General features: G+C 71.1%; 19 protein-coding genes. 5 read left to right on the plus strand and 14 right to left on the minus strand.

The features are described 5' to 3' along the window. The first annotated feature begins 69 nt into the window (after window positions 1–69). The 3 genes from AB0I03_RS12705 (at window position 70) to AB0I03_RS12715 (ending at window position 4,975) form a co-directional block, all read left to right on the plus strand. A complete protein-coding gene (locus AB0I03_RS12705; RefSeq protein ID WP_360410914.1) occupies window positions 70–612 on the plus strand; it encodes a hypothetical protein in 543 nt (180 codons plus the stop codon). A 244-nt stretch (window positions 613–856) separates the two neighbouring features. After that, window positions 857–1,594 carry a thioredoxin domain-containing protein gene (locus tag AB0I03_RS12710; protein ID WP_360410917.1) on the plus strand — a complete coding sequence of 246 codons (738 nt, stop codon included), beginning with the start codon at window positions 857–859 and terminating at the stop codon, window positions 1,592–1,594. Between the two features lie 318 nt (window positions 1,595–1,912). After that, window positions 1,913–4,975, plus strand: a complete 3,063-nt coding sequence (locus tag AB0I03_RS12715) for a S8 family serine peptidase (RefSeq protein WP_360410920.1) — start codon at window positions 1,913–1,915, stop codon at window positions 4,973–4,975. 74 nt (window positions 4,976–5,049) lie between these two features. Here AB0I03_RS12715 and AB0I03_RS12720 read toward each other — a convergent pair whose 3' ends face one another. Next, window positions 5,050–5,454, minus strand: coding sequence for a nuclear transport factor 2 family protein (locus AB0I03_RS12720; RefSeq protein ID WP_360410923.1), 405 nt, complete (start codon window positions 5,452–5,454; stop codon window positions 5,050–5,052). 97 nt (window positions 5,455–5,551) lie between these two features. On the opposite strand from AB0I03_RS12720, the gene AB0I03_RS12725 reads away from it, so the two are divergent. Then, window positions 5,552–5,920, plus strand: a complete 369-nt coding sequence (locus AB0I03_RS12725) for a helix-turn-helix domain-containing protein (protein WP_360410926.1) — start codon at window positions 5,552–5,554, stop codon at window positions 5,918–5,920. 64 nt (window positions 5,921–5,984) lie between these two features. Here AB0I03_RS12725 and AB0I03_RS12730 read toward each other — a convergent pair whose 3' ends face one another. The 7 genes from AB0I03_RS12730 to AB0I03_RS12760 form a co-directional block, all read right to left on the minus strand. Next, window positions 5,985–7,007, minus strand: coding sequence for a helix-turn-helix domain-containing protein (locus tag AB0I03_RS12730; protein WP_360410928.1), 1,023 nt, complete (start codon window positions 7,005–7,007; stop codon window positions 5,985–5,987). A 56-nt stretch (window positions 7,008–7,063) separates the two neighbouring features. Next, window positions 7,064–8,068 (minus strand): alpha/beta hydrolase fold domain-containing protein, encoded by a 1,005-nt coding sequence (locus AB0I03_RS12735; RefSeq protein ID WP_360410931.1) that lies wholly within the window; start codon window positions 8,066–8,068, stop codon window positions 7,064–7,066. 210 nt (window positions 8,069–8,278) lie between these two features. Continuing rightward, a complete protein-coding gene (locus AB0I03_RS12740) occupies window positions 8,279–9,607 on the minus strand; it encodes a CshA/CshB family fibrillar adhesin-related protein (RefSeq protein WP_360410933.1) in 1,329 nt (442 codons plus the stop codon). Window positions 9,608–9,806: 199 nt separating this feature from the next. Beyond that, a complete protein-coding gene (locus tag AB0I03_RS12745) occupies window positions 9,807–10,748 on the minus strand; it encodes an iron-siderophore ABC transporter substrate-binding protein (protein ID WP_360410935.1) in 942 nt (313 codons plus the stop codon). Continuing rightward, a complete protein-coding gene (locus AB0I03_RS12750; RefSeq protein ID WP_360410938.1) occupies window positions 10,675–11,808 on the minus strand; it encodes an iron ABC transporter permease in 1,134 nt (377 codons plus the stop codon). Before AB0I03_RS12750 ends, AB0I03_RS12745 begins: the two co-directional genes overlap by 74 nt. 121 nt (window positions 11,809–11,929) lie before the next feature. Next, window positions 11,930–12,985 carry an iron ABC transporter permease gene (locus AB0I03_RS12755; RefSeq protein WP_360410941.1) on the minus strand — a complete coding sequence of 352 codons (1,056 nt, stop codon included), beginning with the start codon at window positions 12,983–12,985 and terminating at the stop codon, window positions 11,930–11,932. A gap of 78 nt (window positions 12,986–13,063) precedes the next feature. After that, the gene (locus tag AB0I03_RS12760) at window positions 13,064–13,474 is read right to left on the minus strand and encodes a hypothetical protein (protein ID WP_360410944.1); all 411 of its coding nucleotides are present in this window, start codon (window positions 13,472–13,474) and stop codon (window positions 13,064–13,066) included. A gap of 249 nt (window positions 13,475–13,723) precedes the next feature. On the opposite strand from AB0I03_RS12760, the gene AB0I03_RS12765 reads away from it, so the two are divergent. After that, window positions 13,724–14,383: an HNH endonuclease family protein gene (locus AB0I03_RS12765; protein ID WP_360410947.1), complete on the plus strand. Its 660-nt coding sequence runs from the start codon at window positions 13,724–13,726 to the stop codon at window positions 14,381–14,383. A gap of 55 nt (window positions 14,384–14,438) precedes the next feature. Here AB0I03_RS12765 and AB0I03_RS12770 read toward each other — a convergent pair whose 3' ends face one another. The 6 genes from AB0I03_RS12770 to AB0I03_RS12795 all read right to left on the minus strand — a co-directional run bounded on the left by AB0I03_RS12770 (window position 14,439) and on the right by AB0I03_RS12795 (window position 22,445). After that, the gene (locus AB0I03_RS12770; RefSeq protein ID WP_360410950.1) at window positions 14,439–14,909 is read right to left on the minus strand and encodes a hypothetical protein; all 471 of its coding nucleotides are present in this window, start codon (window positions 14,907–14,909) and stop codon (window positions 14,439–14,441) included. Between the two features lie 39 nt (window positions 14,910–14,948). Further along, a complete protein-coding gene (locus AB0I03_RS12775) occupies window positions 14,949–15,164 on the minus strand; it encodes a DivIVA domain-containing protein (protein ID WP_360410953.1) in 216 nt (71 codons plus the stop codon). Between the two features lie 92 nt (window positions 15,165–15,256). Further along, on the minus strand, window positions 15,257–17,413 hold the full coding sequence (locus AB0I03_RS12780) for a transglutaminase-like domain-containing protein (RefSeq protein ID WP_360410956.1): 2,157 nt from the start codon (window positions 17,411–17,413) through the stop codon (window positions 15,257–15,259). After that, window positions 17,410–18,753 (minus strand): DUF58 domain-containing protein, encoded by a 1,344-nt coding sequence (locus tag AB0I03_RS12785; protein WP_360410959.1) that lies wholly within the window; start codon window positions 18,751–18,753, stop codon window positions 17,410–17,412. Before AB0I03_RS12785 ends, AB0I03_RS12780 begins: the two co-directional genes overlap by 4 nt. Continuing rightward, a complete protein-coding gene (locus AB0I03_RS12790; protein WP_360411085.1) occupies window positions 18,750–19,730 on the minus strand; it encodes a MoxR family ATPase in 981 nt (326 codons plus the stop codon). Before AB0I03_RS12790 ends, AB0I03_RS12785 begins: the two co-directional genes overlap by 4 nt. A gap of 60 nt (window positions 19,731–19,790) precedes the next feature. Beyond that, the gene (locus AB0I03_RS12795; protein ID WP_360410962.1) at window positions 19,791–22,445 is read right to left on the minus strand and encodes a fibronectin type III domain-containing protein; all 2,655 of its coding nucleotides are present in this window, start codon (window positions 22,443–22,445) and stop codon (window positions 19,791–19,793) included. Window positions 22,446–22,729 lie beyond the last annotated feature (284 nt).

Below are 22,729 nucleotides of genomic sequence, written 5' to 3' on the forward strand. Positions count from 1 at the left end.
CCGCACCGGCGGCTCATGGCCCGCGGTCCGGGACCCCGGTCGCCGCGGCCTTCATGCGAGAATCACTCGGTGCATATCGGTCAGCCGCTGATCCGAGGGCTCCGCGCCCTGGTCTTCGCGGTGGCCTGCGTGGCCGTCACGGCCGCCCTGCACTTCATGGCCGGCGGGTCGCTGCTCTCCTTCGGAACGTTCGCGACCGCCGTCGCAGTCCTCGCGCCGCCGGCGTACTGCCTCGGCGACCGGCAGCGCGGCACCGGGGTGATCGCGGCCGCCTGCGCGCTGGCGCAATCAGGCCTGCACGTGTGGTTCATGGTCGCCTCCGGCCACGCGCATCATCTTGCGCCGAGCCCGATGATGCTGCTGGCGCACGCGCTGGCTATGGCGGTCACGGCCGTCTGGCTGGCCCGCGGCGACGCCGCGCTGGCCGCGTTTCTCGAGCTGCTCATCCTCGCGTTCGGACCGGGCCTGTGGCTGCGGCTGCTCAAGGCGGAAGGTCCGGCCCTGCCGCCGCGCCGCCTTGCGTGCGCCCTTGAAGGTGTGCGTCCACAGCTGACGCTCCTCGCCGCGGCCGTGCCGCGACGCGGCCCGCCGACGGCGGTCTGCTCCCGGTAACCCGTTCATCGACGGAGGCGCTCGCCCCGTCGACGTTGCCGCGTTGCGGCTGAACGGATGACGTCTTCGCTTGCCGCCCTGCCGAGTCGAGCGCTCCGCGCACTCGCTCGGCCTAGCGGCGACGTGTCTTCACGGCCGCCCGACGGCCTGGTCCTACGGCGATGCTCGGGCGGTCCGCCCCCCTTTCCCCATGACTTCACTCAGCACGAATGCGGTCCGCCGCATCGAAAGAAAGAGCGCAACGATGGCAACCTCATCACGAAAGCAGGCCGCTGCGGCACTGCGCAGGCAGCAGGAGGCGCAGGCGCGCCGCAAGCGCATCGTCTTCGGCACCGCCATAGGCGCGTCCGTCCTGCTCATCGGCGGCCTGCTCGGCCTCGGCATCTGGATGAACCGCGAGATCGAGTACGACGTCAACGAGCCGGCGGCCGCGACCACCGACACCTACGCCGTCGCGATCGGCGACGGACCGGTCGCGATCGACCTCTACATCGACTACATGTGCCCGGCCTGCAAGCAGTTCGAGGACGCCTACGCTGCCGACCTGCAGCGCTGGGTCGACGAAGGCGCCGTCCAGATCAATTACCACCCCATCGCGATCCTCAACCGCATGAGCCAGGGGACCGATTACTCGACCCGCGCGGCCGCGGCGGCAGTGTGCGCCGCGGACACCGGGGAGCAGGAGTTCCTCGACTACACGCTCGCGCTGTACGCGGCCCAGCCGGCCGAGAACACCTCGGGCCTCAGCGACGACGAGCTGCGGCGCATCGGCACCGGGATCGGGCTCGGCGCGGACTGGGAGGCGTGCGTCGACGACGAGACGTACCGCGGCTGGGTCGATGAGGGCACGGCCTCGGCGTCCAGCGAGCAGGGGGTGACCGGTACGCCGACCGCGATGGTCGAGGGCCGACTCGTCGATTCGGCGACCTTCGCCGAATCGGTCGAGGCGGCGATCGCGTCCGCGAGCTTATTCCTCTCGTGATCGCACTGCTGCCGGCGGAGGCGACAGCAGTCGGCGACTGACCTCGAACGATGCAGCGGCCTGGTCCGGTGACGGACCAGGCCGACAGCGATGTTCGTTGCGCCCTTTATAAGTCGGGTTAACCGAATAAGTACTACTTGTCGGTAACAATACGTTTCGGGTGATCTGCATCATTCCTAATTGACAACCGATCTCAGCTCGGTTGAAGCTTCTAATAATTCCGGAGGGGGCATCACGTTCCGGCATGAGAGGGCGTTCCCTCTCATGCCGGCCGCGTCCTCTGAGCCCTCACCACCTCCGCACGAAAGGGAATCCCCAGTGACCTTCACGCGATCATGGCGGGCCGGTCGTCGGCGACGAGTCATAGCGGCGTTCAGCGCTACGGCCGTCGCCGCTACGAGCCTCAGCGTCTTCGCCTTCACGGCCAACGCCGAACCGGCGCTCCCCCCGACTCCGAACGCCTTCAAGGACGGTCGCTACATCGTCCAGTTCGTCGACGAGCCGGTCGCCGTCTACGACGGGGGCGTGTCCGGACTCGAGGCCACCACTCCGGACGAGGGCGAGCGCATCGCCTTCGATTCGGCTGCGGTGCAGGACTACCGCGCACATCTCGAGGAGGCCCGCGACGAGGTCCTCGCCGACGTGCCCGGCGTCGAACCCGACGTCGCGTACGACACCGCCTTCAACGGCATCGCCGCCGAGCTGACCGCCGCAGAGGCGGCGGCACTCGCCGGTGACGAGCGGGTCGCCGCGGTCATCCCGGACGGGCTGTCGGAGCCCCAGCTGGACGCCTCGAGCGAGTTCCTCGGCCTGTCCGGGGCGGACGGCTCCTGGGAGTCGCAGTTCGGCGGCGGCGAGCACGCCGGTGAAGGCGTCGTCATCGGCATCGTCGACGGCGGCTTCATCCCCGAGAACCCGATGTTCGCGCCCCTGCCCGAGCCCCGCCCGGACCAGGACGTCATCGACGCCAAGTGGAAGGGCACGTGCGAGGAGGGCGAGGACACGCCTGAGAACAACGTCGTCTGCAACAACAAGGTGATCGGGGCCCGCTGGTTCGACTCGGAGGGCCACAGCGAGGTCGACGGCTTCAAGTCGCCCCGCGAGGAGTACAACCACGGCACCCACGTGGCGACCACCGCCGCGGGGAACCTCGACACCGAAGCCGTCATCGAAGGCGTCCCGGTCGGCTCGGTCTCGGGCATCGCGCCCGCGGCGCGGCTCGCGATCTACAAGGTCTGCTGGATCGCGATCGGCGGCTTCTGCCCGAACTCCGACGTCGTGGCCGCGATCGACGCGGCGGTCGCCGACGGCGTGGACGTCATCAACATCTCCCTCGGCGGCCCGGGGGACACCGTCGTCGATCCGATCTCGATGGCGCTCTTCGGCGCCGCCGAGGCGGGCGTCTTCGTCGCCAATTCGGCGGGCAACTCCGGCGAAGCCGGTGCGAGCACCACCGGCCACAATGCACCGTGGATCACCTCCGTCGCCGCCGGCACGCACTCCCGCACCTATGCGGCGGAACTGACCCTCGGCGACGGCCAGACCTTCCCCTATGCCGCCAGCGCTCCCCGGTTCACCGAGACCCAGGCGGGCCTGGTGCCGGCCCAGGAGGTCGCCGCGGCGGGCGCGGATCCGGTCGAGGCGCGGCTGTGCGCGCCGGGCACGCTGGACGCGGCCAAGGTCGCGGGCCGGGCGGTCGCCTGCGCCCGCGGCATCTACTTCCTCGACGAGAAGTCCCGGACCGTGGCCGACGCCGGGGGCGCGTTCGCGCTGATCTACAACGACGACACCACCCAGCCGGACACCATCGGGAGCGGCTTCGACGCCCCGCAGTGGACGGCCCGAGCCGGCCTCGCCGCGGGCGACGCCATCGAGGCCTACGCCTCGGGCAACGATGCCGCGACCGTGACCACCCACGGCTTCGAGGCGGTCGACCAGACCGCGCCGGTCTCCACCGACTGGTCCTCGCAGGGCCCGGCGATCGCCGGCGACGGCGACCTGCTCAAGCCCGACATCACCGCACCCGGCGAGGAGATCCTCGCCGGCTACCTGCCGTCGGCGAACCCCGACGGCGGCCACTTCGGCCTCATGAGCGGCACCTCCATGGCCAGCCCGCACATCGCCGGCCTGGCGGCGCTCCTCAAGAGCGCCAACCCCGACTGGTCGCCCATGGCGATCAAGTCGGCGATCATGACCACCGCCTACAACCAGAACGCTGCAGGCGACCCGATCGGGCGCCAAGGCGCCGACGCCCCCGCCACGCCGTTCCAGACCGGTGCCGGGCACGTCGACGGCCGGGCCATGTTCGACCCGGGCCTGGTCTACGACTCCGACGCGACCGACTGGATCCGCTACGGCTGCGCCATCGGCCAGTTCCAGGAGGTGGCGCCCGCCGACACCTGCGAGACCGCTGAGACCGAGCACGGCGCGCTCGACCCCAGCGACCTGAACTACCCGTCGATCGCGGTCGGCGACCTCGCCGGAGTGCAGACCATCACGCGCACGGTCACCAACGTGGACAACCGGATCGGGGTCTACTACCCGGTCGTCGAGGCCCCGCCGGGCTTCACGGTCACCGTGGACCGCAAGTTCCTGGCGGTGAAGCCGGGCGCGTCGGCGACGTATTCGCTCACCATCACCCGCACCGACGCGGCCTTCGACGAATGGTCGTTCGGGGCGCTGACCTGGCGCGACTGGCAGGGGCGCGAGGTCCGCAGCCCCATCACCCTCCGCGCGGTGAACCTCGGCGCCCCGACCGAGATCACGGGTGCAGGCGCCGACGGCTCGGCCGAGTTCGATCTGCAGTCCGGCATCGACGGCACGATCGACCTCGACGCCTCGGGCCTGGCCGCCTCGGACACCCGAACGCTGTCGCTGTCCGGTCACGACCGGTCGTTCTTCCCGATGGAGGAGCCGGTCGAGCGCGACCAGACCAAGGCGTTCGAGCTCACCGTCCCCGCAGACGCCGCGATGGGGAGCGTCGGGACCTTCAACGGCGACCACGCCGGCGGCACCGACCTCGACCTCTACGTCTACACGAAACTGGACGACGGGACCCTCGAGCTGTTCGGTACTCCGCAGCTGCCGAGCTCGGACGAGCGCGTCGACCTGGAGGCGGGCCAGACCTACATGGTCTTCGTCGACCTGTGGGACGCGCCCACCACCGCGGTGGAGGCACTGGTCCACACCTGGGTCGTCCCCGAGACGGCCACCGGGAACCTGACCGTGGCCCCGGCATCGCTGGAGACCAGGCGCGGTGGCACCCACACTGTGACCGCCACCTGGTCGGGCCTGGAAGCGGACCGGCGCTACCTCGGCACGATCGACTACCTCGCAGAAGGGGCCCTGCTCAGGCGCACGATCGTGGCCATCGGCTTCTGACCGCAAAGGGCCCCGCCTCCGATGTGCTTCTGCCGGAAGCGCATCGGAGGCGGGGCCGTGTCTATGGTGTTCGCTCAGGCCTGGCCCCAGAAGGCGTCCTCGGCGTCCTGGTCGGCGGAGAACAGCCACATCTCCGCGATCGTGTCGCCTTCGACGCGCAGCACGTCGACGCCGTCCATCGACATCTCGGCGCCTTCGCGCTTGCCCGAGAAGTGGACGGTGAACGCCGCCAGGTCGCCGTTGACCATCGGTCCGCTGGTGAACTCGAGAGCGAACGTCCCGGCGGTGAGCTCCATCTGGCCGCCGATCATCTCGCCCACGGCCGCGGGGCCGTCCTTGAGGCCGGCGAAGCGGTGGCCGCCGGGCTGGTGCCACTTGATGTCGGGGGCGAACAGGCCCGTGGCGGTGGGGATGTCGCCGGAGGACATGGCGTCGTAGTAGCGCTGGGCCACCTTCGCGGTGTTGACGGAATCGCTCATCGGTTCGCTCCTCGTTCTTTGCGTTGTTGCTGCTTCCGGTCTATAGTCACTTTTGGAAACCAGTCACTTCAACGTAACCATTGGAGTTTTGTGTCGCATGTCATACGAGCCTGACTGGAACGTCCTGACGCAGACGTGCCCCTCGCGGACTTCACTCGCGAGGATCGCCAACAAGTGGACTGCCATGATCGTGATCGTGCTGGGCCGCGGCCGCACGCGTTTCCGGGATCTGCGCGCCTCCGTGGAGGGCATCAGCGGGAAGGTCCTCACCGAGACCCTGCGCGACCTCGAACGCGACGGCCTGGTCACCCGCCTCGTCTTCAACGAGGTCCCGCCCCGCGTCGAATACGAGCTCACCGAACTGGGCCGCACCCTGCACGGCCCCCTCGCCGCGATCGGGCAGTGGGCCGAGGCCCACACCGCCGAAGTCCTCGAAGCCCGCGAGCGCTACGACAGCGCGCGCTGAATCAAAGCGCGCGACGCGACGACTTCCACGCTGACCATCGAATATGGACTCCGCCTGGGCCGGGTCACTCCGGGGGCTGGGAATCCTCGCTGTGGGCGATGCGCCAGAGCACGAGGGCCACGGCGGCGCGCTGGCGTCCGCCCGGCTGCGCCAGCGCGATGCCGAGCCGGGCCTCCAGCCATGCGAGCCGCTCCTGGAGGGTGGAGTGGTGGACGTGGAGGCTGCTCGCGGCCTGGCGCAGGCTGGTCTGGTCGAGCGCGGCCTGGAGCGTGTCCACCAGCCACGGATGCGTCGCCAAGGCCGCGTCCAACCGCTGGACGTCGGGAACGCCCGCAGCCTCCGGCGGGGTGAAGCGCTCGGCCAGAGCGGCGGTTGCACCGAGCGACTCGTAGCGCACTACGGAGGCGCCCGGCCCGTCGATGCGATCGGCCAGGCGGAACGCGGTGGCGGCGCGTTCGAATGCGGTCGGCAGGGCTGCCGGTTCACTCGCCGTCGCGGTGCCCGCCCGCAGGCCGGAGGGCAGGTCCGGGGCCCGGGTAGCCAGCGCGATCGCGTACCGGCCGATGGTCGTCGCGAGCGACGCGTTCGCCCCGGGGTCGGTGCCGACGATGACGGTGATCGGGCCGGTGAGGCCGAGGTCCTTCACAGCGTTGCGGCGATCGCTGTCGGCCGCGTCGGGGTCGCAGGCGACCCGGATCAGGGCCCCGGGAGTCCGCGGGTCGGGTCGGTTGAGTGCCTGGACCGTCCGGGCCGCGCGTTCCAGCAGCAGCGAATCCAGCGGCCCCGCCGCCGCGGCGTCGGGTCGTTCGAGCCAGACCCAGACGCCGATGCTTCCGGGCACGGCCGCTCTCGCCGTCGAGGCGTCCTCGGTGTCCGGCAGCCGCCTGCCGGCGGGGTCGAACCGGCGGATGACACCGCGTTCGGCGTCGTGCAGTCCGGCGGGGCAGCCCGCCAGGGCGGCCGCCGCGCGGACCACGGCGGCGGCCGTGGCCCGCTCCTCGACGAGGCGGTCGAAATGGTCGATCACGCGCAGCGCGGCGGCCGAGGGGTCGCTGCTGGACTCCAGTCTGCCGATGAGCTCACGCACGCGAACCTCCAAAGCCGGCGACGTTGCTGCTCGTGGGATGAAGGCTAGCGCTCGCCTCAGGCTTCGAGGGCCCGCCGGATGAACTCGTCGCGGGTCGCGTTCGAGGCGCGTGAGACTGCCGCGTGCCCCGCCATCATGTCCGAGCCGTGGAACGCGCCGCCCCACATGTGCAGGTCGACGCTCACGCCGGCTTGGGAGAGCCGGGTCGCGTAGTCGAGGATCTCGTCGCGGAAGACCTCCACCGAACCGGTGTCGATGTAGGTGCGCGGCAGTCCGGCGAGGTCCTGGGCGCGCGCAGGCGCGGCGTACGGCGACACGTCGGGCCCGCCGCGCCGTTCGCCGAGCAGTGCGGTCCAGCCGAACAGGTTGGCGTTGCGGTCCCAGACGCCTTCGCCGTCGAGCATGCGGCTGCTGTGGGTCGCGAAACGGTCGTCGAGCATCGGGCAGACGAGCACCTGGTGGCTGAGCTGCGGGAAGGCCCGGTCGCGGGCGAGGAGCGCGGTCCCGGCGGCGAGGCCGCCGCCGGCGCTGCCGCCGGCGATGATGAGACGGTCCGGGTCGATGCCGAGATCGGTCGCGTGCTTCGCCGTCCACACCAGACCGGCGTAGCAGTCCTCGACCGGTGCGGGGTCGGGGTGTTCGGGGGCGAGGCGGTATTCGACCGAGACCACGACGGCGTCCCCGTCGACCACGTAGGGCAGGTACATCTCGATGCCGGTTCGGCGGTCGCCGACGATCATGCCGCCGCCGTGGATGTTGAAGATGCCGCCGACCGGGCCACGGGCCTCGACCGGGCTGAGGATGAGCAGCGTGATCTCCGGTGCGCCTTCGGGACCGGGAACCCGGCGTTCTTCGACCCGCACGCGTCCGCCTGCGGTCAGGTCCGTCGGCTCCGCTCCGAGGAACCCGTCCTGCATGGCCGCCCTGACCGCCGGGAGCGACTCGATCGTGGGTGCGGCTGTGGCCTCCCGCAGCATCACTTCGGCGGGAACGAGCTCCGGGTCGAAGGGCGGGCGGGTCGTCACGGCACCGAGTACGGCGGTGGACGTCTCTTCAGGCACGGTCGGCTCCTTCGGATCTGCGTTGATATGCCCCTCCATCCTCGACCGGCCGCGGACGCCGCGATACCCGCAGATGGCGGGAAGTCGGGCCGCGCCGCCCGCCAAACGGCTGCCGGGACGGGATCGGCACTCGAACGCGGGCTGAGACCGATGTAAAAGAGGAGGCCGGGCCTGCGGGCCCGGCCTCCTCTTTTCTTGCTGCGCAAGGGATCAGATGCTGGGCCACTCGTCGGAGGCGCGGCGGGCGCGGCGGATCATGAGCCAGCCGACCACGGCCGCGGCGAGGGCGAGCGCGGCCAGCGTGCCGTAGAGCATCGCGGAGCCGCCGGTCACCGGCAGCGCCCCGTCGGCGGAGTCGTTGGAGGTGGCCGGATCGGTCGGGCCCTTGGAACCGCTCGGGCTCGGGTCGGGGCTCGGAGACGGGCTCGGAGACGGGTCCGGCGGTGTGCCGGTGTTGGTGACGGTGCAGCGGATGTCGTCGCCGACCTTGACGTTCACGACCTGCGAGGTGCCCTCCCCCGAAGGCAGCGATGGATCCTCGGCGCCGTGGTTGGTGCAGGCCCAGTCCTGGGTGTAGGTCGAGAGGTCGGTGCCGCCTTCGGCGGTCTCCGCGAGCGTGTAGTCGCGGCCACCGGTGGACGCCAGGATCGTCTGGGACTCGATGGTCCCGGAGTCGCCGCCGCCGGTGGAGCCCTCGCCGATGACGTGGCCGTCGTCGTCCTCGATGGTCATGGCGAACGAGTCGGCCTCGTCCGTCTTGTCGACCACGGTCTTGTCCATCCCGACCTTCGCGGTGAGGATGCCGAACGCGACGCCCTGCACGGCGTTCGCGGTGCGGTCGAGGAAGCCGATGGTCGCGGTGGTGGGGGCGACCGAGTAGAGCACGATCTCGTCGACTGGAAGCCCGCCGGCGGTGTTGCCCTTGCAGGTCACCGAGGTGGTGCCGAGGCCTGAGAGCTCCTGCCCGCACGCGGGCTGGGCGTCCGGCATGGTGGCGCGGGTCAGCTCCTCGATGGGCTGGTCCGAGGTGAAGGTGAGGCCCTCCTGGCGGTTGGTGGTCTCGGCGTCGGCCATCACGATGCCGTAGCCGTCGACGGCGGTGCCGTCCGGCCCGGTGACGACCAGGTTCTCGATCGTCAGGGTGCCGAGGTCGCCGGAGGCGCCGGTGCCGCCGTCCACCTGCTGGTAGAGCGCGGGCTTGCCGGGGGTGCCGGTGTACGCGGTGTTGCCGATCGGGGCCTTGTTGTAGGTGGGGAACGCGGTCTCGTTGAGCACGCGGTAGCCGCCGGCCCCCGGCGCGACCTTGAAGGTGAACGTCATCGTGTAGTCGGGGGTCAGCTCGATCGACATCGGCTGCCCGGCGGCGCTCATCGCGGTCGTCTGGTCGAAGCCGCTCATGTCGATCCAGCAGATCGTGTTGGCGAACTCGCCGCCCGTCCCGTACCCGCATCCGGTGGTCTGCGCCGCCGCCGGGGTGCCGAGCAGGGCACCCGCGGCGATGACGGACGCAGCCGTCGCCAGTCTGGCAAAAGTCTTCACTGTGTCGTCCCTGCGTGATCGCTGGAGAAACTGGAGATACCGATACGAGCGAGCCTCGAAAGTCGCATTTGTCCGATCGGTCCGGTAAGCATAAGGGACAATTCGGCCCGCGGACGTCACCTCGGCGCCGCGTCCGCAGGTCGACCGGGCTCCACGCGAAAGGCGCGCCCCGGCGAGGAGGCGCGCCCTGTTCGTCCACTCAGGCCTGGAGGTACTGCTCCAGGTCGTCGAGGATCATGCCGGCGGCGGAGACGCCGATGCCGGTCATCCAGACCTCGTCGTCGACCTGGTGGGCCGTGCCGCCCTGCACGGCCGGGATCGACTGCCACAGCTCGCCGCCGGTGTAGTCGGCGAGCATCGACTCGCCGTCGGCACCGTAGGCGCAGTAGAAGATCACGTCGCCGCCGACGGTGTCCAGCTCTTCGGCCGACACCTCGGCGAAGCGGCGGTCCTCCGCACCGTTCAGCTGCTGGAGCTCGGGCCGGGCCAGGCCGACGTCACCGACGACGATGCCGGAGAAGGAGTCCGGGCCGTAGACGCGGATCTGGTCGGGCATGAACCGCACCAGGCTCACCTCGGTGCCGATCGCGTCCCCGAGCGCAGTGCCGAAGTCGGCGGCGCGGGTCTCGTAGTCCTCGAGCAGCTGCTTCGCCTCCTCGCCCTTGCCGAGCGCGTCGCCGTCGAGGAGGAAGTTCTCCTTCCAGGTGATGCCGACCTGCTCGGTGAACACCGTGGGGGCGATCGCGTTCAGCTCGTCGTAGAACGCCTCCTGGCGGAACTTCGAGCCGAGGATGAGGTCCGGCTCGAGGGCCTCGATCGCCTCCAGGTCGGGCTCGGAGGTCGTGCCGACGACGGTGACGCCCGAGAGGTCGCCGAGGTACGTGGGCAGCTCGGTCTCGCCGGCGCGGGCCGCACCGACCGGGGTGACGCCGAGCGAGAGCGCGGTGTCGATCTTGTCGGTGTCGAGGACGACGACCCGCTGGGGCTCGGCGGGGATCTCGGAGCCGCCCATGGCGTGCTCGATGGTGCGGGTCTCGCCTTCGGCCTCGTTGCGTTCGGCGGCCGGGTCAGACGTCCCGCACGCGGCCAGCGCGAGCGCGCAGGCCGAGGCGGCGCCGAAGGCCAGCAGTCTTCTTCTCATTTCGGTTTCCCTTCGTCAGCAGCAGGTAGATGAGGTAGACGCCGCCGAGCGCGGCGGTGAGGACGCCCGCGGGCATCTGGTAGTCGCCGAAGGCGGTGCGGCCCAGCCAGTCCGCGAGGACGAGCAGCACGGCGCCGGTGAGGGCGGAGGCGAGCAGCGGCGGGCGGGAGGTGCGGGCGAGGCGGCGGGCGACCTGGGGCGCGGCGAGGGCGACGAACTCGACGGCGCCGACCTGGGAGACGGCGGCGGAGGCGAGGACGATGCCGAGGACGGCGAGGCCGATGCGCCTGCCGGTGACGCGGACGCCGATGCCGGTGGCGGTGGGGTCGTCGAGGTCGGTGGTGTCGAGGGCCCGCTGGGCCCAGACGAGCGCGGGGAGGGCGAGGAGGAGGAACGCGCCGAGGAAGGCCGTCTCGGTCCAGCCGCGCCCGGCGAGGGTGCCGATGAGCCAGATCTGGGCGCGCTGGGCGTCGATGGCGTCGGCCGAGAGCAGGAGGATCTGCGTGCCGGATTTGAGGAGGACGGCGACGGCGACGCCGGCGAGCACGAAGCGGGGCGCCGAAAGCGAGCCGCGGGAGGCGACGAGGAGGACGAGCGCGGCGGCGGCGAGGCCGCCGGTGAGGGCGGCCGGGGCGAGGAGCGCGTAGGAGAGCCCGGCGGTGAGGGCGAAGGTCGCGGCGAGTCCGGCCCCGGCGGTGACGCCGATGATGTCGGGGCTGGCGAGGGGATTGCGGGCGACGGACTGGATGAGCGCTCCGGCGATGCCGAGCGCGGCACCGGCGGCGACGGCGAGGACGGTGCGGGGCAGGCGCAGGACTTCGATGGTGCGGTCGTAGCCGGTGGTGCCGGTGAGGGTGGCGAGCGTGTCCGCGAACGTGATGTAGGTGTCGCCCAGGCAGAGTGCGGCGGTGACGGCCGCGAGCAGGGCGATGAAGAGGAGGACGCAGACGGCGGCGCTGCGGCGGTGCCAGGTGAGGGAGAGCCCGCCGGAGCGCACGACGGTGCGGCCGGGGAGCCGCAGTGTGCGCGGTTCGGGCGGCGGGAGTTCGGTGCGGCTCATGCGGTCACCGTCCACAAGCGGCGGACGCGGACGGCGCGCCCTCTGCGAGGCTCCGCGGGCCGGCCGGACGCACGGAGCAGCGCGGCCCTTCCGCTTCGGTCGGCACCGACGCCTGCGGGCCTCATGCGGTCACCGTCCTTGCTCGCCTTACCAGCACGATGAGCAGCGGTGCGCCGATCACGGCGCAGATGATCCCGGCCGGGGCCTCCCCGGGGACGATCACGCGTCCGATGATGTCGGCGGTCAGCAGCATGCAGGGGCCGAGCATGAGGCTCAGGGCGATCTGCGCGCGGTGGCTCGCGCCGACGGCCCACCGGGCGAGGTGCGGGATGGCGAGGCCGATGAAGCCGATCGGTCCCGCGGCGGCGACGGCCGCGCCGGTCAGGAGGGCGACGGTGACGGCGGCGGTCGCCCGGGTGAGGCCGACGCGGTGGCCGAGTCCGGCGGCGGTCTCGGCGCCGAGCTGCAGGCCGTCCATGCCGCGGGCGGCCAGGAACGCGAGGGCGATGCCGCCCAGCAGGAACGGGGCCATGCCCCAGGCGACTTCGGCGTCGCGTCCGGCGAGCGAGCCGACGGCCCAGAAGCGGTACTGGTCGAAGGAGTGGACGTCCGTGGCGAGCACGGCGTAGACCATCGCGGAAAGGCTCGCGTCCAGGGCGGCGCCGCAGAGGGCGTAGGTGACGGTGCCGCCGCCGGTGTTCCGGGCGGCGACGGTGGAGACGGCGTAGCCGATGAGCCCGGCGGCGAGCGCGCCGGCGATGCCGAGCCACACGTACTGGCCGATGCCGGTGAGGCCCAGGACGCTGAGGCCGATGACCACGCCGAGGCTGGCGCCGGCGGCGACGCCGAAGATGCGCGGGTCGGCGAGGGGGTTGCGGGTGAGGGTCTGCATGAGGACTCCGGCGACGGCGAGGCCCGCTCCGGCGAGGAGGCCGACGGCGGTGCGGGGGACGCGCTGGTCCCACACGACCGCGGCCGCGATGGCGTCGGCGCGGGTGAGACCGTGCCAGACCTCGGCGGGGGTGAGGTCGCGGGCGCCGATCGCGAGCGAGGCGATCACGATGAGCCCCAACGCGATCGCGGAGGCGGCGACGGCCAGTGCCCGGTTGCGGGCCGCCGCGGGCGCGCGTCCGCGCGCGGTCGGAGCAGGTCGCAGGCGGGCGGCGGCTGAGGGCACGCACTAGAGCATAGGCGAGCCTAACCTAATGGGGAAGCGTCGAATGCGGAATGTGATCTGTACTCCCGAACACGCAGGTCATTCGGGGTAGCGGATGCCCTCGGCCACGGCCTTGACCGCCTCGAACCCCTTGCGCTCGAACGGGTCGCGCACCTCGACCGCGAGGCCGGGCTCGATGAGGCGGGCGATCTCGCGCTCGCTCGCGAAGCCGTCGTCGCCGAAGGCGCCGGGCTCCCAGTCGTCGCCGCGCTCGTGGTACTCGGCGAGGAACTCTTTGAGGGACTGGGCGTCCTTGAGCCGCGGCGCGCGCATGACCTGCACCTGGAGGTCGACGCGCCAAGTACCGGGCTCGATCTCGGTCTCCCACACGCGCTGAGTGCAGTCGACGCCTTCCCATTCGCTCACGAAATCCGAGGGGATGCCGAGGTCTTCGGGCAGGTAGGTGAGGGCCAGGCCATCGAGGCGCGATTCGGTGCCGCTGATCGTCATGCCGCGATCGTACCCAGTTGTCCGCCCGTCTAACCGGACTTGCCGCGACGCGGCGGCCGCGAGCCCGCGTGTCCACATCGGGATGATTGCGTAAGTTTGCAATGTCCTGTGGGTAAAAGATTGACTTCGCCCCTTGCGCGTGACTGACATCCCATGATTCGATGATTCGCGAGTGAACGTCGCATTCTCCTCGCGCCGTTCCCGCCCGTCCCCCCGAATCCGCCGGTCACTCCCCCCACAGGAGCCTCCATGCATGCCGTCAAACGCGTCTCCAAGCGCGCCATCGCACTCGCGACCGCCGCCTCGCTCGCCGTCCTCGCCGTGATCGTGCTCGACGCCGCCCCCGCCGAGGCCGTGCGGCCCCCGGGCATCCCCTCGCTCTCCACAGCGCAGTCCGAACTCAACCAGCTCACCGTCGCGAACGAGTCGAACGGCGACTCGTACGACCGCGACCTCTTCCCGCACTGGTCCTCGGTCGGCGGCGGCTGCACCGCCCGCCAGTACGTGCTCAAGCGCGACGGCCAGAACGTCCAGACCGGCTCCGACTGCCAGCCCGACTCCGGCCGCTGGCAGTCCGACTTCGACAACGTCTGGACCACCACGGTCTCCAACGCCACCGTCGACCACGTCGTGGCGCTCTCCGAGGCCTGGGCCTCCGGCGCGAGCCGCTGGACCACCTCCCAGCGCCAGGCCTTCGCCAACGACGTGAGCTCGCCGCAGCTGTGGATCGCCACGACCTCCGTCAACTCCAGCAAGGGCGACAAGGACCCGGCCGAGTGGATGCCGCCGAACAGCGCGGTGCGCTGCGACTACGTCAAGGCCTGGACGCACGTGAAGTACCTGTACGACCTCACGGTGAACGCCGCAGAGAAGAGCGCGATCCAGTCGCACTTCAACACCTACTGCTAGACGACGCGCGACGGCGGCCCGCTCGGCATGAGCGGGCCGCCGTCGCGTGCGTCCTTTAAGCGTTCACCAGGGATATCAGCCCGACCAGGAGCGCGAGCCCGCAGGCCACGAGCCCGAGGACCAGGCCGGTCGTCGCCACGCCCTTGCCCGAGACGCCGCCCTGCGCGTTCCGGATCTGGCGCTTCGCGTACACGGCCAGGGCGACCGAGCCGATGCCGAAGAGCGCCATGGACATGAAGAACGTGAGCCCCGCCCAAGGGTTCAAGATCGCGCTGATCAGCCCGGGGACCGCGCCGCCCGTCCCTGCGATCCCGGCCACCAGCGAACCGATGGCCGGACCGGAAGGGATGGGCTTGAGCCGCGGGAACCAGAGGGCGAAACCGTCGACGAGGACAGGTGCGGGGACTGCCATCGGCTGCCAGACGGGCTGCATCGGCCGCATGGGATAGGGGTAGGGGTACGGGTACTGCGGCTGCGCGTAGCCGTGGACCGGCGGAGCGGGCGGCGCTTGGGGCGGCGGCTGCATGTGAGGTTGATACGGATCCTGCGCGGTCACGCCACCAGACTAGCCGCCGCGAAGGGTTCTCGCGACCTCGGTGAAGTACTCGTCCACCTCCCTGGTGTCGTACCCGCGCATGGTCAGCTGGAAGCCGAGGTTCTTGAGGGAGTCGGGGTGCGGGGGCGCGCCGGCCTCGGTGGCTTGTCTGATGCGGGCCACGGCACGGTCGACTTGGGCTCGGTCGTATCCGCGGAAACGGACAGAGAAGAAGGGGTTCTCCATACGTCACAGTCTGCCAGGTCAACACCACGGAGTGGGATCGCCCCGCCCTTGATCAAATTTCGACGGTCATAACAACTCGTAACGGCCACAAGTTAAGTGAGGAAACGTCTCACCCATTTCACTTGATGCCGAATTGTCCGTGAGAAGGGCGCGACCAGCGCCGTCGCCGCATTCGCGTCCGCCTCCGAGACCGCCCCGGGCGCGAACGCCGCACCGTTCACCAGTCTCGGCAGCGCCCCGACATCCGCCTCGAGCGCCGAAAGCCGCACCGCGGCCTCCTCCGCATTCGCGTGCGCGGGCACCTTCACGCCCGCCCGCGCGGCCTCCGCCAGCACCTCGGCCCAGGCTCCCGCGATCCGTTCCGCCGGCGTCCCCTTCCGCAGCCGCCGGCGACGCCGCAGCGCCCGCCTCGCCTTGAGCGCCAAAGGAACACAGGCCAGCAGCAGCCCGGCCGCCGCGTACCAGACCCAGCGCGGGACGCCCGCGTCCTCCTGCCCGGCCTCCTCGTTGAAGTCGCCGTCCTGCTCCAGCGCCTCGTCGTTGAAGTCCTCGGCCTCACCGCCGCCGCCTTCTGCCTCCTCGGGGCTCGGCGTCTCCTCCTCCATCTGCTCCAGCGTGTCCTCCGGCGGCACCGGAGCGACCCCCGCGGCCGGCATCGGATCGAACCGCACCCACCCGGGCCCGTCGAACGCGACCTCCGGCCAGGCCTGGCCCTGCGCGGCCGTCACCGTGCTGGAACCCGAGGGCACGTCGAAGCCGACCACCACCCGGCTCGGCAGGCCCACCAGGCGGGCGATCACGGCGTACGCGGAGGCGAAATGCTCCGACGTGCCGCGCTGGCCGCCCGCCGTCACGGGGCTCCCGAGGAAGAACCCGAGGGCGGGCAGGTCGTGGCCGGAGGGCGCCTCGGCGTCGAAGGAGTAGTGCTGGGAGAGGAAGTCCGCGAGCCCTTGGGCCCGTTCGTAAGGCGTGTCGTAGGTGGCGTTGATGTACTCGGCGATAGTCGCCATGATCTCGGGGGTCCCGGGCGGCACGGCGATGGTGGTGGCGTCCGAGAGGTCGGGGCGGGCCGACTCGGCGCCGGCCGGGTCGTTGCCGACGAGCGCGGCGTCGACGTGGAAGCTCGTGCCGGTGGCGAGGCCGTCCGGGGTGAGCAGGCATTTCGTGTAGAGGTTCACGGCGATCGGCAGGTCGGTGACGCTCGCGGGGTCGGCGGGGGCGGGCACGAGCTTGCCGCCGAGCTCGATGATCTCAATGTCGGCCGAGTAGGTGGCCTCGCCCGCGCCCGGCACCACGGTGCCCGCGGTGCGGAAGTCGCCGGTGGACTGCCAGGTGGTGCCGTCGTACTCGGTGAGCACGGCGAGGCGCATCCACGCGTCGGCGCTCGTGTCGGCCTTGAACAGCTCCTGCTCGGGGTACTTGGCCCACTCGGCGATGCGCACGAGCGGGTTGAGGTCGATGTCCGTGAGCTGCGGCGGCTCCACGTACTCGCGCGGGTCCCCGGGGCTGGTCGTGACCAGGCGGGCCGCGGCCGGGCCGAGGACCGCGACCGCCGCGACCAGCACGGTGGCCGTGACGACCGCGCCCATGAGCGCGGGGGTGCGCGAAGGCGTCTCTCCATCCACTGTGGCGTCGCGGTCGGGCCGCCGCTCGGGCGGCGCGGCCGTCACTGCCAAGGCGACGGCGGCGAGCACGCAGAAGGCGATCGCGTAGAGCGGCCCCGCGTCGGCGTTCGGGCCGACCAGGTACAGGCCCGCGCCGTACAGCAGCGTCGGCGGCAGGCAGCCAAGCAGCGTGCGGCCGTAGCGGATCGCGAACTCGCACGAGAGGGTGGCGGCGAGCCAGGTCAGGAAGACGGGTACGACCACGGTGTCCGGCACGGGCTCGACCGGGATGAGCGCGGTGAGCGTGCGTGGCACGGCGTTGACCAGCGCGTCGACCACGGTCACGCCGAGCGGGTCGGTGCCGTCGCTGGTGAGGGCGATCGCGCCGAGGAGGTACGCGGCCAGGCCCGTGGCCGAGACGCCGGGGGCGAGGAACGCGGGCCGGTTGCGCAGCGCGAAGCCGATCGCGAACGCCGCGAACGCGGCCCCTGCGCACAGCGCCAGGAGCATCTGGCCGTGGTAGACGCGGGCCGCCACGCTGCTCGCGACCAGGCACATGAGCGTGAGGCACGCGGCGACGGCGGCGACGCGCAGGCGGTAGCGCGTGCGCCGCTGCCTGCTCTGGTCCCTGTTCGCCCTGCTCACAGCCGTGTCCCGCCGTTGTTCCAGGCCGCGGCGAACTGCTCGCCGTCGGCGGCGCGGATCGTGGGCACGCCCCCGGCCAGCGAGGCGGAGGTCGGGAGCCCGGCCGCGAGGTGCACGGCGATCACCGTCGGGTAGGCGCGCTTGAGGACCGCGAGGCGGTCCGTGGGCGGCTCGGTGCCGGTGATCCACACGAGCGTGTCGCCGTAGCGGGCGGCGGTGAGGCGGGAGACGTAGGCGCTCAGCGAGTCCTTCGCGTCCGGGTTGAGCTCGGCGAGGAGGTCGCCGTAGGAGTCGCGGCCGGCCCCGGAGACCACCGCGCCGGACGCGGGCACGAGCGCCGCGTGGTACTCGGCGCGGAAGCAGGCGGTGAGGACCGAGTAGGCCGCCTCGCAGGCGGCCTCGAAAGGCGCGGCCCACGACTGCCCGGCCGGGGCGCCTTCGGCGGCCCAGGCTTCGGCGCGGTCGTCGATCGCGATCGCGACCGTGGGCAGCGAGGTGTCGAGGTGCTCCTTCACCATGAGCTTGCCGATGCGCGCGGAGGTGCGCCAGTGGACGTGCCGCAGTTCGTCGCCGATCACGTACTCGCGCAGCGCATGGAACGTGAGCGAGCCCTGCTCGACCTTGTCCGCGGTGCCTTCGAGGGAGCGGGCGAGGCCGTCGGGGGTGCGGGCGAGCTGGTGGAGGCGCGGGTGGATCCACAGGCGCGCGGTCGGGCCGAAGTTCCCGGCGGTCGCGGCGAGGCCGAGGAGGTCGCGCTTGCCGATGCTCAGCGGCCCGGCGTCGACCACGCCGCGGCGCTCGGCCTGGATCGCGTAGCTCGCCCCGGCGCTCCGGCCGGGGCGCAGGCGCGCGAGCGGGATGGCGACGCGGCGCGTCTCGAGGCCGCCGACCGGCGACGCCGGCGAGCCGTGCATGGGCGGAGCGCCGTAGGCGTCGACGGCGCGGGCGTTCACGGCGCGCCAGCGGCCGGCGTTGCGCACGTTGAGATTGACGGTGGCGGTCTGGCCCACGGAGATCCGGTCGGGGCTCACGGAGCGTTCGACTTCGAGGCGCGGCTTCGCGGCGATCACCGAACCGGCGGCGACGCAGGCCAGCGCGGCGGCGGCGCCGAGCGTGGCGAACTCCGGGTAGCCCCAGATCCAGCCGGCGAGCAGCAGTCCGACCGCCGCGAGCGCGAGGGCGACCCCGCGTCCGGTGACCGGGACGGCCAGCGCGAGGTTCTGCAGGCGCGACGGGGCCTTCGGGCCCGAGTCGGCTCGCCGCCCGCTCCGGCCGCGGGACGCAATGGACTTGTCGGCCTCGCCCGGTCCGGCTCCGGCGGCCTGACCGGTCTCGCTCATGCCGCCGAGGCCGGCAGTGGCACGGGGACCTGGTCGAAGGCGTCCGTGACGATCTGGGCGCCGGTGACGCCGCGCATGGCCGCGTCCGGGGCGGTCTGGATGCGGTGCGAGAACACCGGTCCGGCGAGGGCCTTCACATCCTCCGGGATGATGTACGTGCGGCCCTGGGAGAGCGCGAACACGCTCGCGGCCCTGGTCAGCGCGATGAGACCGCGGGGGCTGACGCCTACTGCCACCTGCGGGTGGTTCCGGGTCGCGTTCGCGAGCTGCACGAGGTACGCGTACAGCGGCTCGGCGATGTAGACGTTCTTGGCCATCTCCGCCATCTGCGCCACCGTCTCGGTGTCGATGACCGGGGCCAGGTGCTCGGGGCTGCGCTGGTGCGTGCCGCGCAGGACCTCGATCTCGGCGGCCTCCACGGGGTAGCCGACGGAGAGCTTCACGAGGAAGCGGTCGAGCTGGGCTTCGGGGAGGCGGTAGGTGCCGTCCATCTCGACGGGGTTCTGGGTGGCGACGACGAGGAACGGCTGCGGCACCTGGTGCGGGTTGCCGTCCACGGTCACGCGGCCCTCCTCCATGACCTCCAGGAGCGCGGACTGCGTCTTCGGGCTGGCCCGGTTGATCTCGTCGGCGATCACGATGTTCGCGAAGACCGGGCCGGGGTGGAACTCGAAGGCGCCGCTGGCCTGGTTGAAGATCGTCACGCCCGACACGTCGGAGGGCAGGAGGTCCGGCGTGAACTGGATGCGCCGCCACTGCCCGGAGACCGCGGCGGCGATCGTCCGCGCGAGCGTGGTCTTGCCGGTGCCGGGCACGTCCTCGAGCAGGATGTGGCCCTGGGAGAACATCGCCGTCAGCGCCAGCCGCACGACCTCCTGCTTGCCGAGCAGCACGGTGTCGACGGCCGCGGCGAGTGCCTCGAACGTCGCCGCGAACTGCTCGGCCTGCGCGGCGCCCAGCGTCACCGGCTGCTGCATGCGCCTAGGCACTTGCAGCGGGTGGGTGTGCTCGGTGTCGTGCACGGGGAGTTCTCCTTGCTAGTTGCATGGGACCAGGCCGCCGGTCGAGTTCTTTCCCTCGCCGTCGATGTTGAACCAGGCGAACGAGATGAAGGCGTTCTCGTTGTCGCCGTAGTTCACGCGGATCCATTTGTCGGTGGCGTCCTTGCCCGGGTGGTAGTCGTGGGTGCCGTCCGACTCGGGACCGCGCGGTTTCACCTCTGGGCCGGTGGTCCAGCACTTCGCGGTCAGCGTCCTACCGGTCTTGACATAGCCGAGGTGGCTCCCGCCGCTCGGCTGGCTGCGAATCGAAACGCCGTCGGCGCCGCCGCCGTCTGCGTTCGGCTTATCGCAGTAGTTCGTGCTCTGCTCGGAGCAGCCGAAGTACACCGTGCCGTTGATGGCCTTGGTCTCGGTCAGCTGCTTCCCGGACTTGACCGAGCCGACGGGGTTGGTGATCTTGACGGCCCAGGTGTACTCGGTCGACGAGTAGTACTTGGTCGAGGTGATCGATCCGTCGCACGCCTCCTTGGTGTCGAGCACCTCGCCGGAGGACGGGTGCCTGACGAGCTGGCACTCGGCGTCGCCGCCGCCGTCGTCGAAGGTGAACTCGATGGTCATGTAGTGGGTGTCGCTCGACCAGCCGGTGATGGCGACCTGCGGGGCGACCATCGTGTTCGAGGTGGTCGTTGCCGGTTCGGACTCGCCCGCCTCGTTCACGGCGGTCACGGAGACGGTGACCTGCTCGCCGTCGGCGAAGCCGTCCATGCGAACAGCGGTCGCGTTCGAGACTTCCTTGGCCTTGTCTCCCGCGCGGACGATGTACTTCTCGATCGGGCGGCCGTTGTCGGACGGCTTCTGCCACCTCACGTCGATCGACCCGGCGGCGTCCGTGGCGGTCTCGGCGAGCAGGTCGGTCGGCGCTTCGGGCACGTTGAACGGCGTCACGGAGTTCGACGGCGCGGAGGGCGAGGAGGCGGCGGCCCCGGCGAGGGTCGTCACCTGGAACACGTATCCGGTGCCGTAGTCGAGGGTCCCTTCCGGAACGGTGAACGTGGTCGTGTCGGACTGGCCGACCACGACCTGCTTGCCGGAGGCGATGGCCTCGATCTGGTAGCCGCTGACATCGTTGCCCTGGCCGTTGGCCTCGTCCCACGAGACCTTGACGGTGCCGTCGTTGTTCGCGACGGCTTCGACGCTGCCGACCGGGTCGGGCACGTCGGCCGAGGGCGTGATCGTCGGCGAGGTGGCCGGGTCGCCCTGGCCTTCGGCGTTGTGGGCGGTCACGGTGAAGCTGTACGGCGTGCCGTTGGTGAGGTCGCCGATCTCCAGGACCCGCTGGTCCGGAGCGATCTCCCAGGTCTCGCCCGCGCCTTCGATCGTGTACTTGGTGAGCGCGGAGCCGTTGTTCGGCGCGGCGTCCCAGGACAGGTTGATGAGGCCGTCGCCGACGGTGCCGCGGAGGTTGGTGACCGAGCCGGGCGGGCCGATCTGGGGAGCGGACTCCTCGCTGCCCTCGTCGTCGCCTTCGTCGCCCTGCGAGTCGTCATCCTCGGGCGGGGCGTTGCCGCCGAGGATGTCGTCGCGGTCCTTCTCGGCCTGCCGCGCGTTCCCGTTCGCGGACACGACCACCGCCGCGTTCGTGTTCAACGCGTTCGCGAACAACGTGTCACCGGTGTGGTACATCTCCACCGGACCGCCGCCCGCATCGATCTCGATCCGGTCCAGCTCCTTACCCTCCAGGTCGTACACCCACACCAGGCCCGACGCACCATCCGGCACATAGATCCGCTGATGGAACTCCACCGACGCCCCCAGCAGGTTCGACGGTGCCGCCGCGATCGCGAACCGCTGCGACTCCTCATCGTTCACCGTGATCACCGACGGCGGGTCCGTCACGGTCACCGACGCGATCGTCCCCGGACTCGTCTCCGCCGTCTCCGCCGGACCCGCAAGCTCGACATCGGTCACCGACCTGCGACCATCCGAACGCAGCGTCGTCATCTGCTTCGCCGTCGAGTTCAACACCGCCACACCATCACCGAGCACCGTCAGCGCCAACTCCTGGCGCGGCTCGGCCACGACCTCCGTCGCCACGGTCTTCGCGCCCTGGTCCTTCGGCTCGATCTGCACGATCGTGCCCTCACGCGGCACACCCACCCACAACTTCCCCGACTTGTCGAACGCACCACCGGTCAACCCAGCGGGGAACTGCAACGGGTCACCGATCGCCGCGAGCGTGCTCGGATCCACCTGGTTCACCAGGCCCTGCGTCTGATCGATGATGAACGCGCCCTCATCGGCCAGCGCCAGGCGCACACCTTCACCGGGGGCCGTCTCGGCTTCACCGGTCAGCTCGAGCGTGGACAGGTCGATGGCCGAGACCTTCCCCGAGACGATCTCACGCAGGAGGAGGTGCGAGTCGGTCTGCACGATCTGCACTTCGTTGCCCGCCGCGTCCGTGAGCGGGAACCGCACGTCGGTGGCGGCGGTGAGGCCGTTGACCCGGGCGATCTCACCGGCCGGGGTCGTCCACAGCCACAGGCTCTCGTCCTCCAGCTCACTGTCGCGGCTGAACGCACCCGTCCCCAGCAGCGTCGCCACCAGCGCGCCGACGAGTACCACCGGCAGGCCTATCGCTATGAGCAGACCTTTGACGTTGAGGCGTCGGGCGTCGACGTTGCGAGTGGTCATAAGGGGGAAATCCTCTGCGGGGTCAGCTATGCCGGATTGTCGGGGCGCGAGCGCGAGAAGGGCCCTGGTGGTGCCTCGGGGCGGCACACGAATCCGAGCCTAATTCATCGGCGCAATCAGGACTAGGCTGCCATCGTCACGAGACGGTATCGGTCCGGGGTGGCAGAAAGTGGTGCGAGCGAGTCAAGTCGCCGACATGCATACGCAGGGCTAAAGCCGTCCTAAGGGCACAAAAACGGCGGTGCGCTGCGCGCACCGCCTTCGTCGTCTGCCTGTGTGCGGTT

Origin of the sequence: Glycomyces sp. NPDC021274, assembly GCF_040641195.1 — a bacterium.
Taxonomy (GTDB): domain Bacteria; phylum Actinomycetota; class Actinomycetes; order Mycobacteriales; family Micromonosporaceae; genus Glycomyces.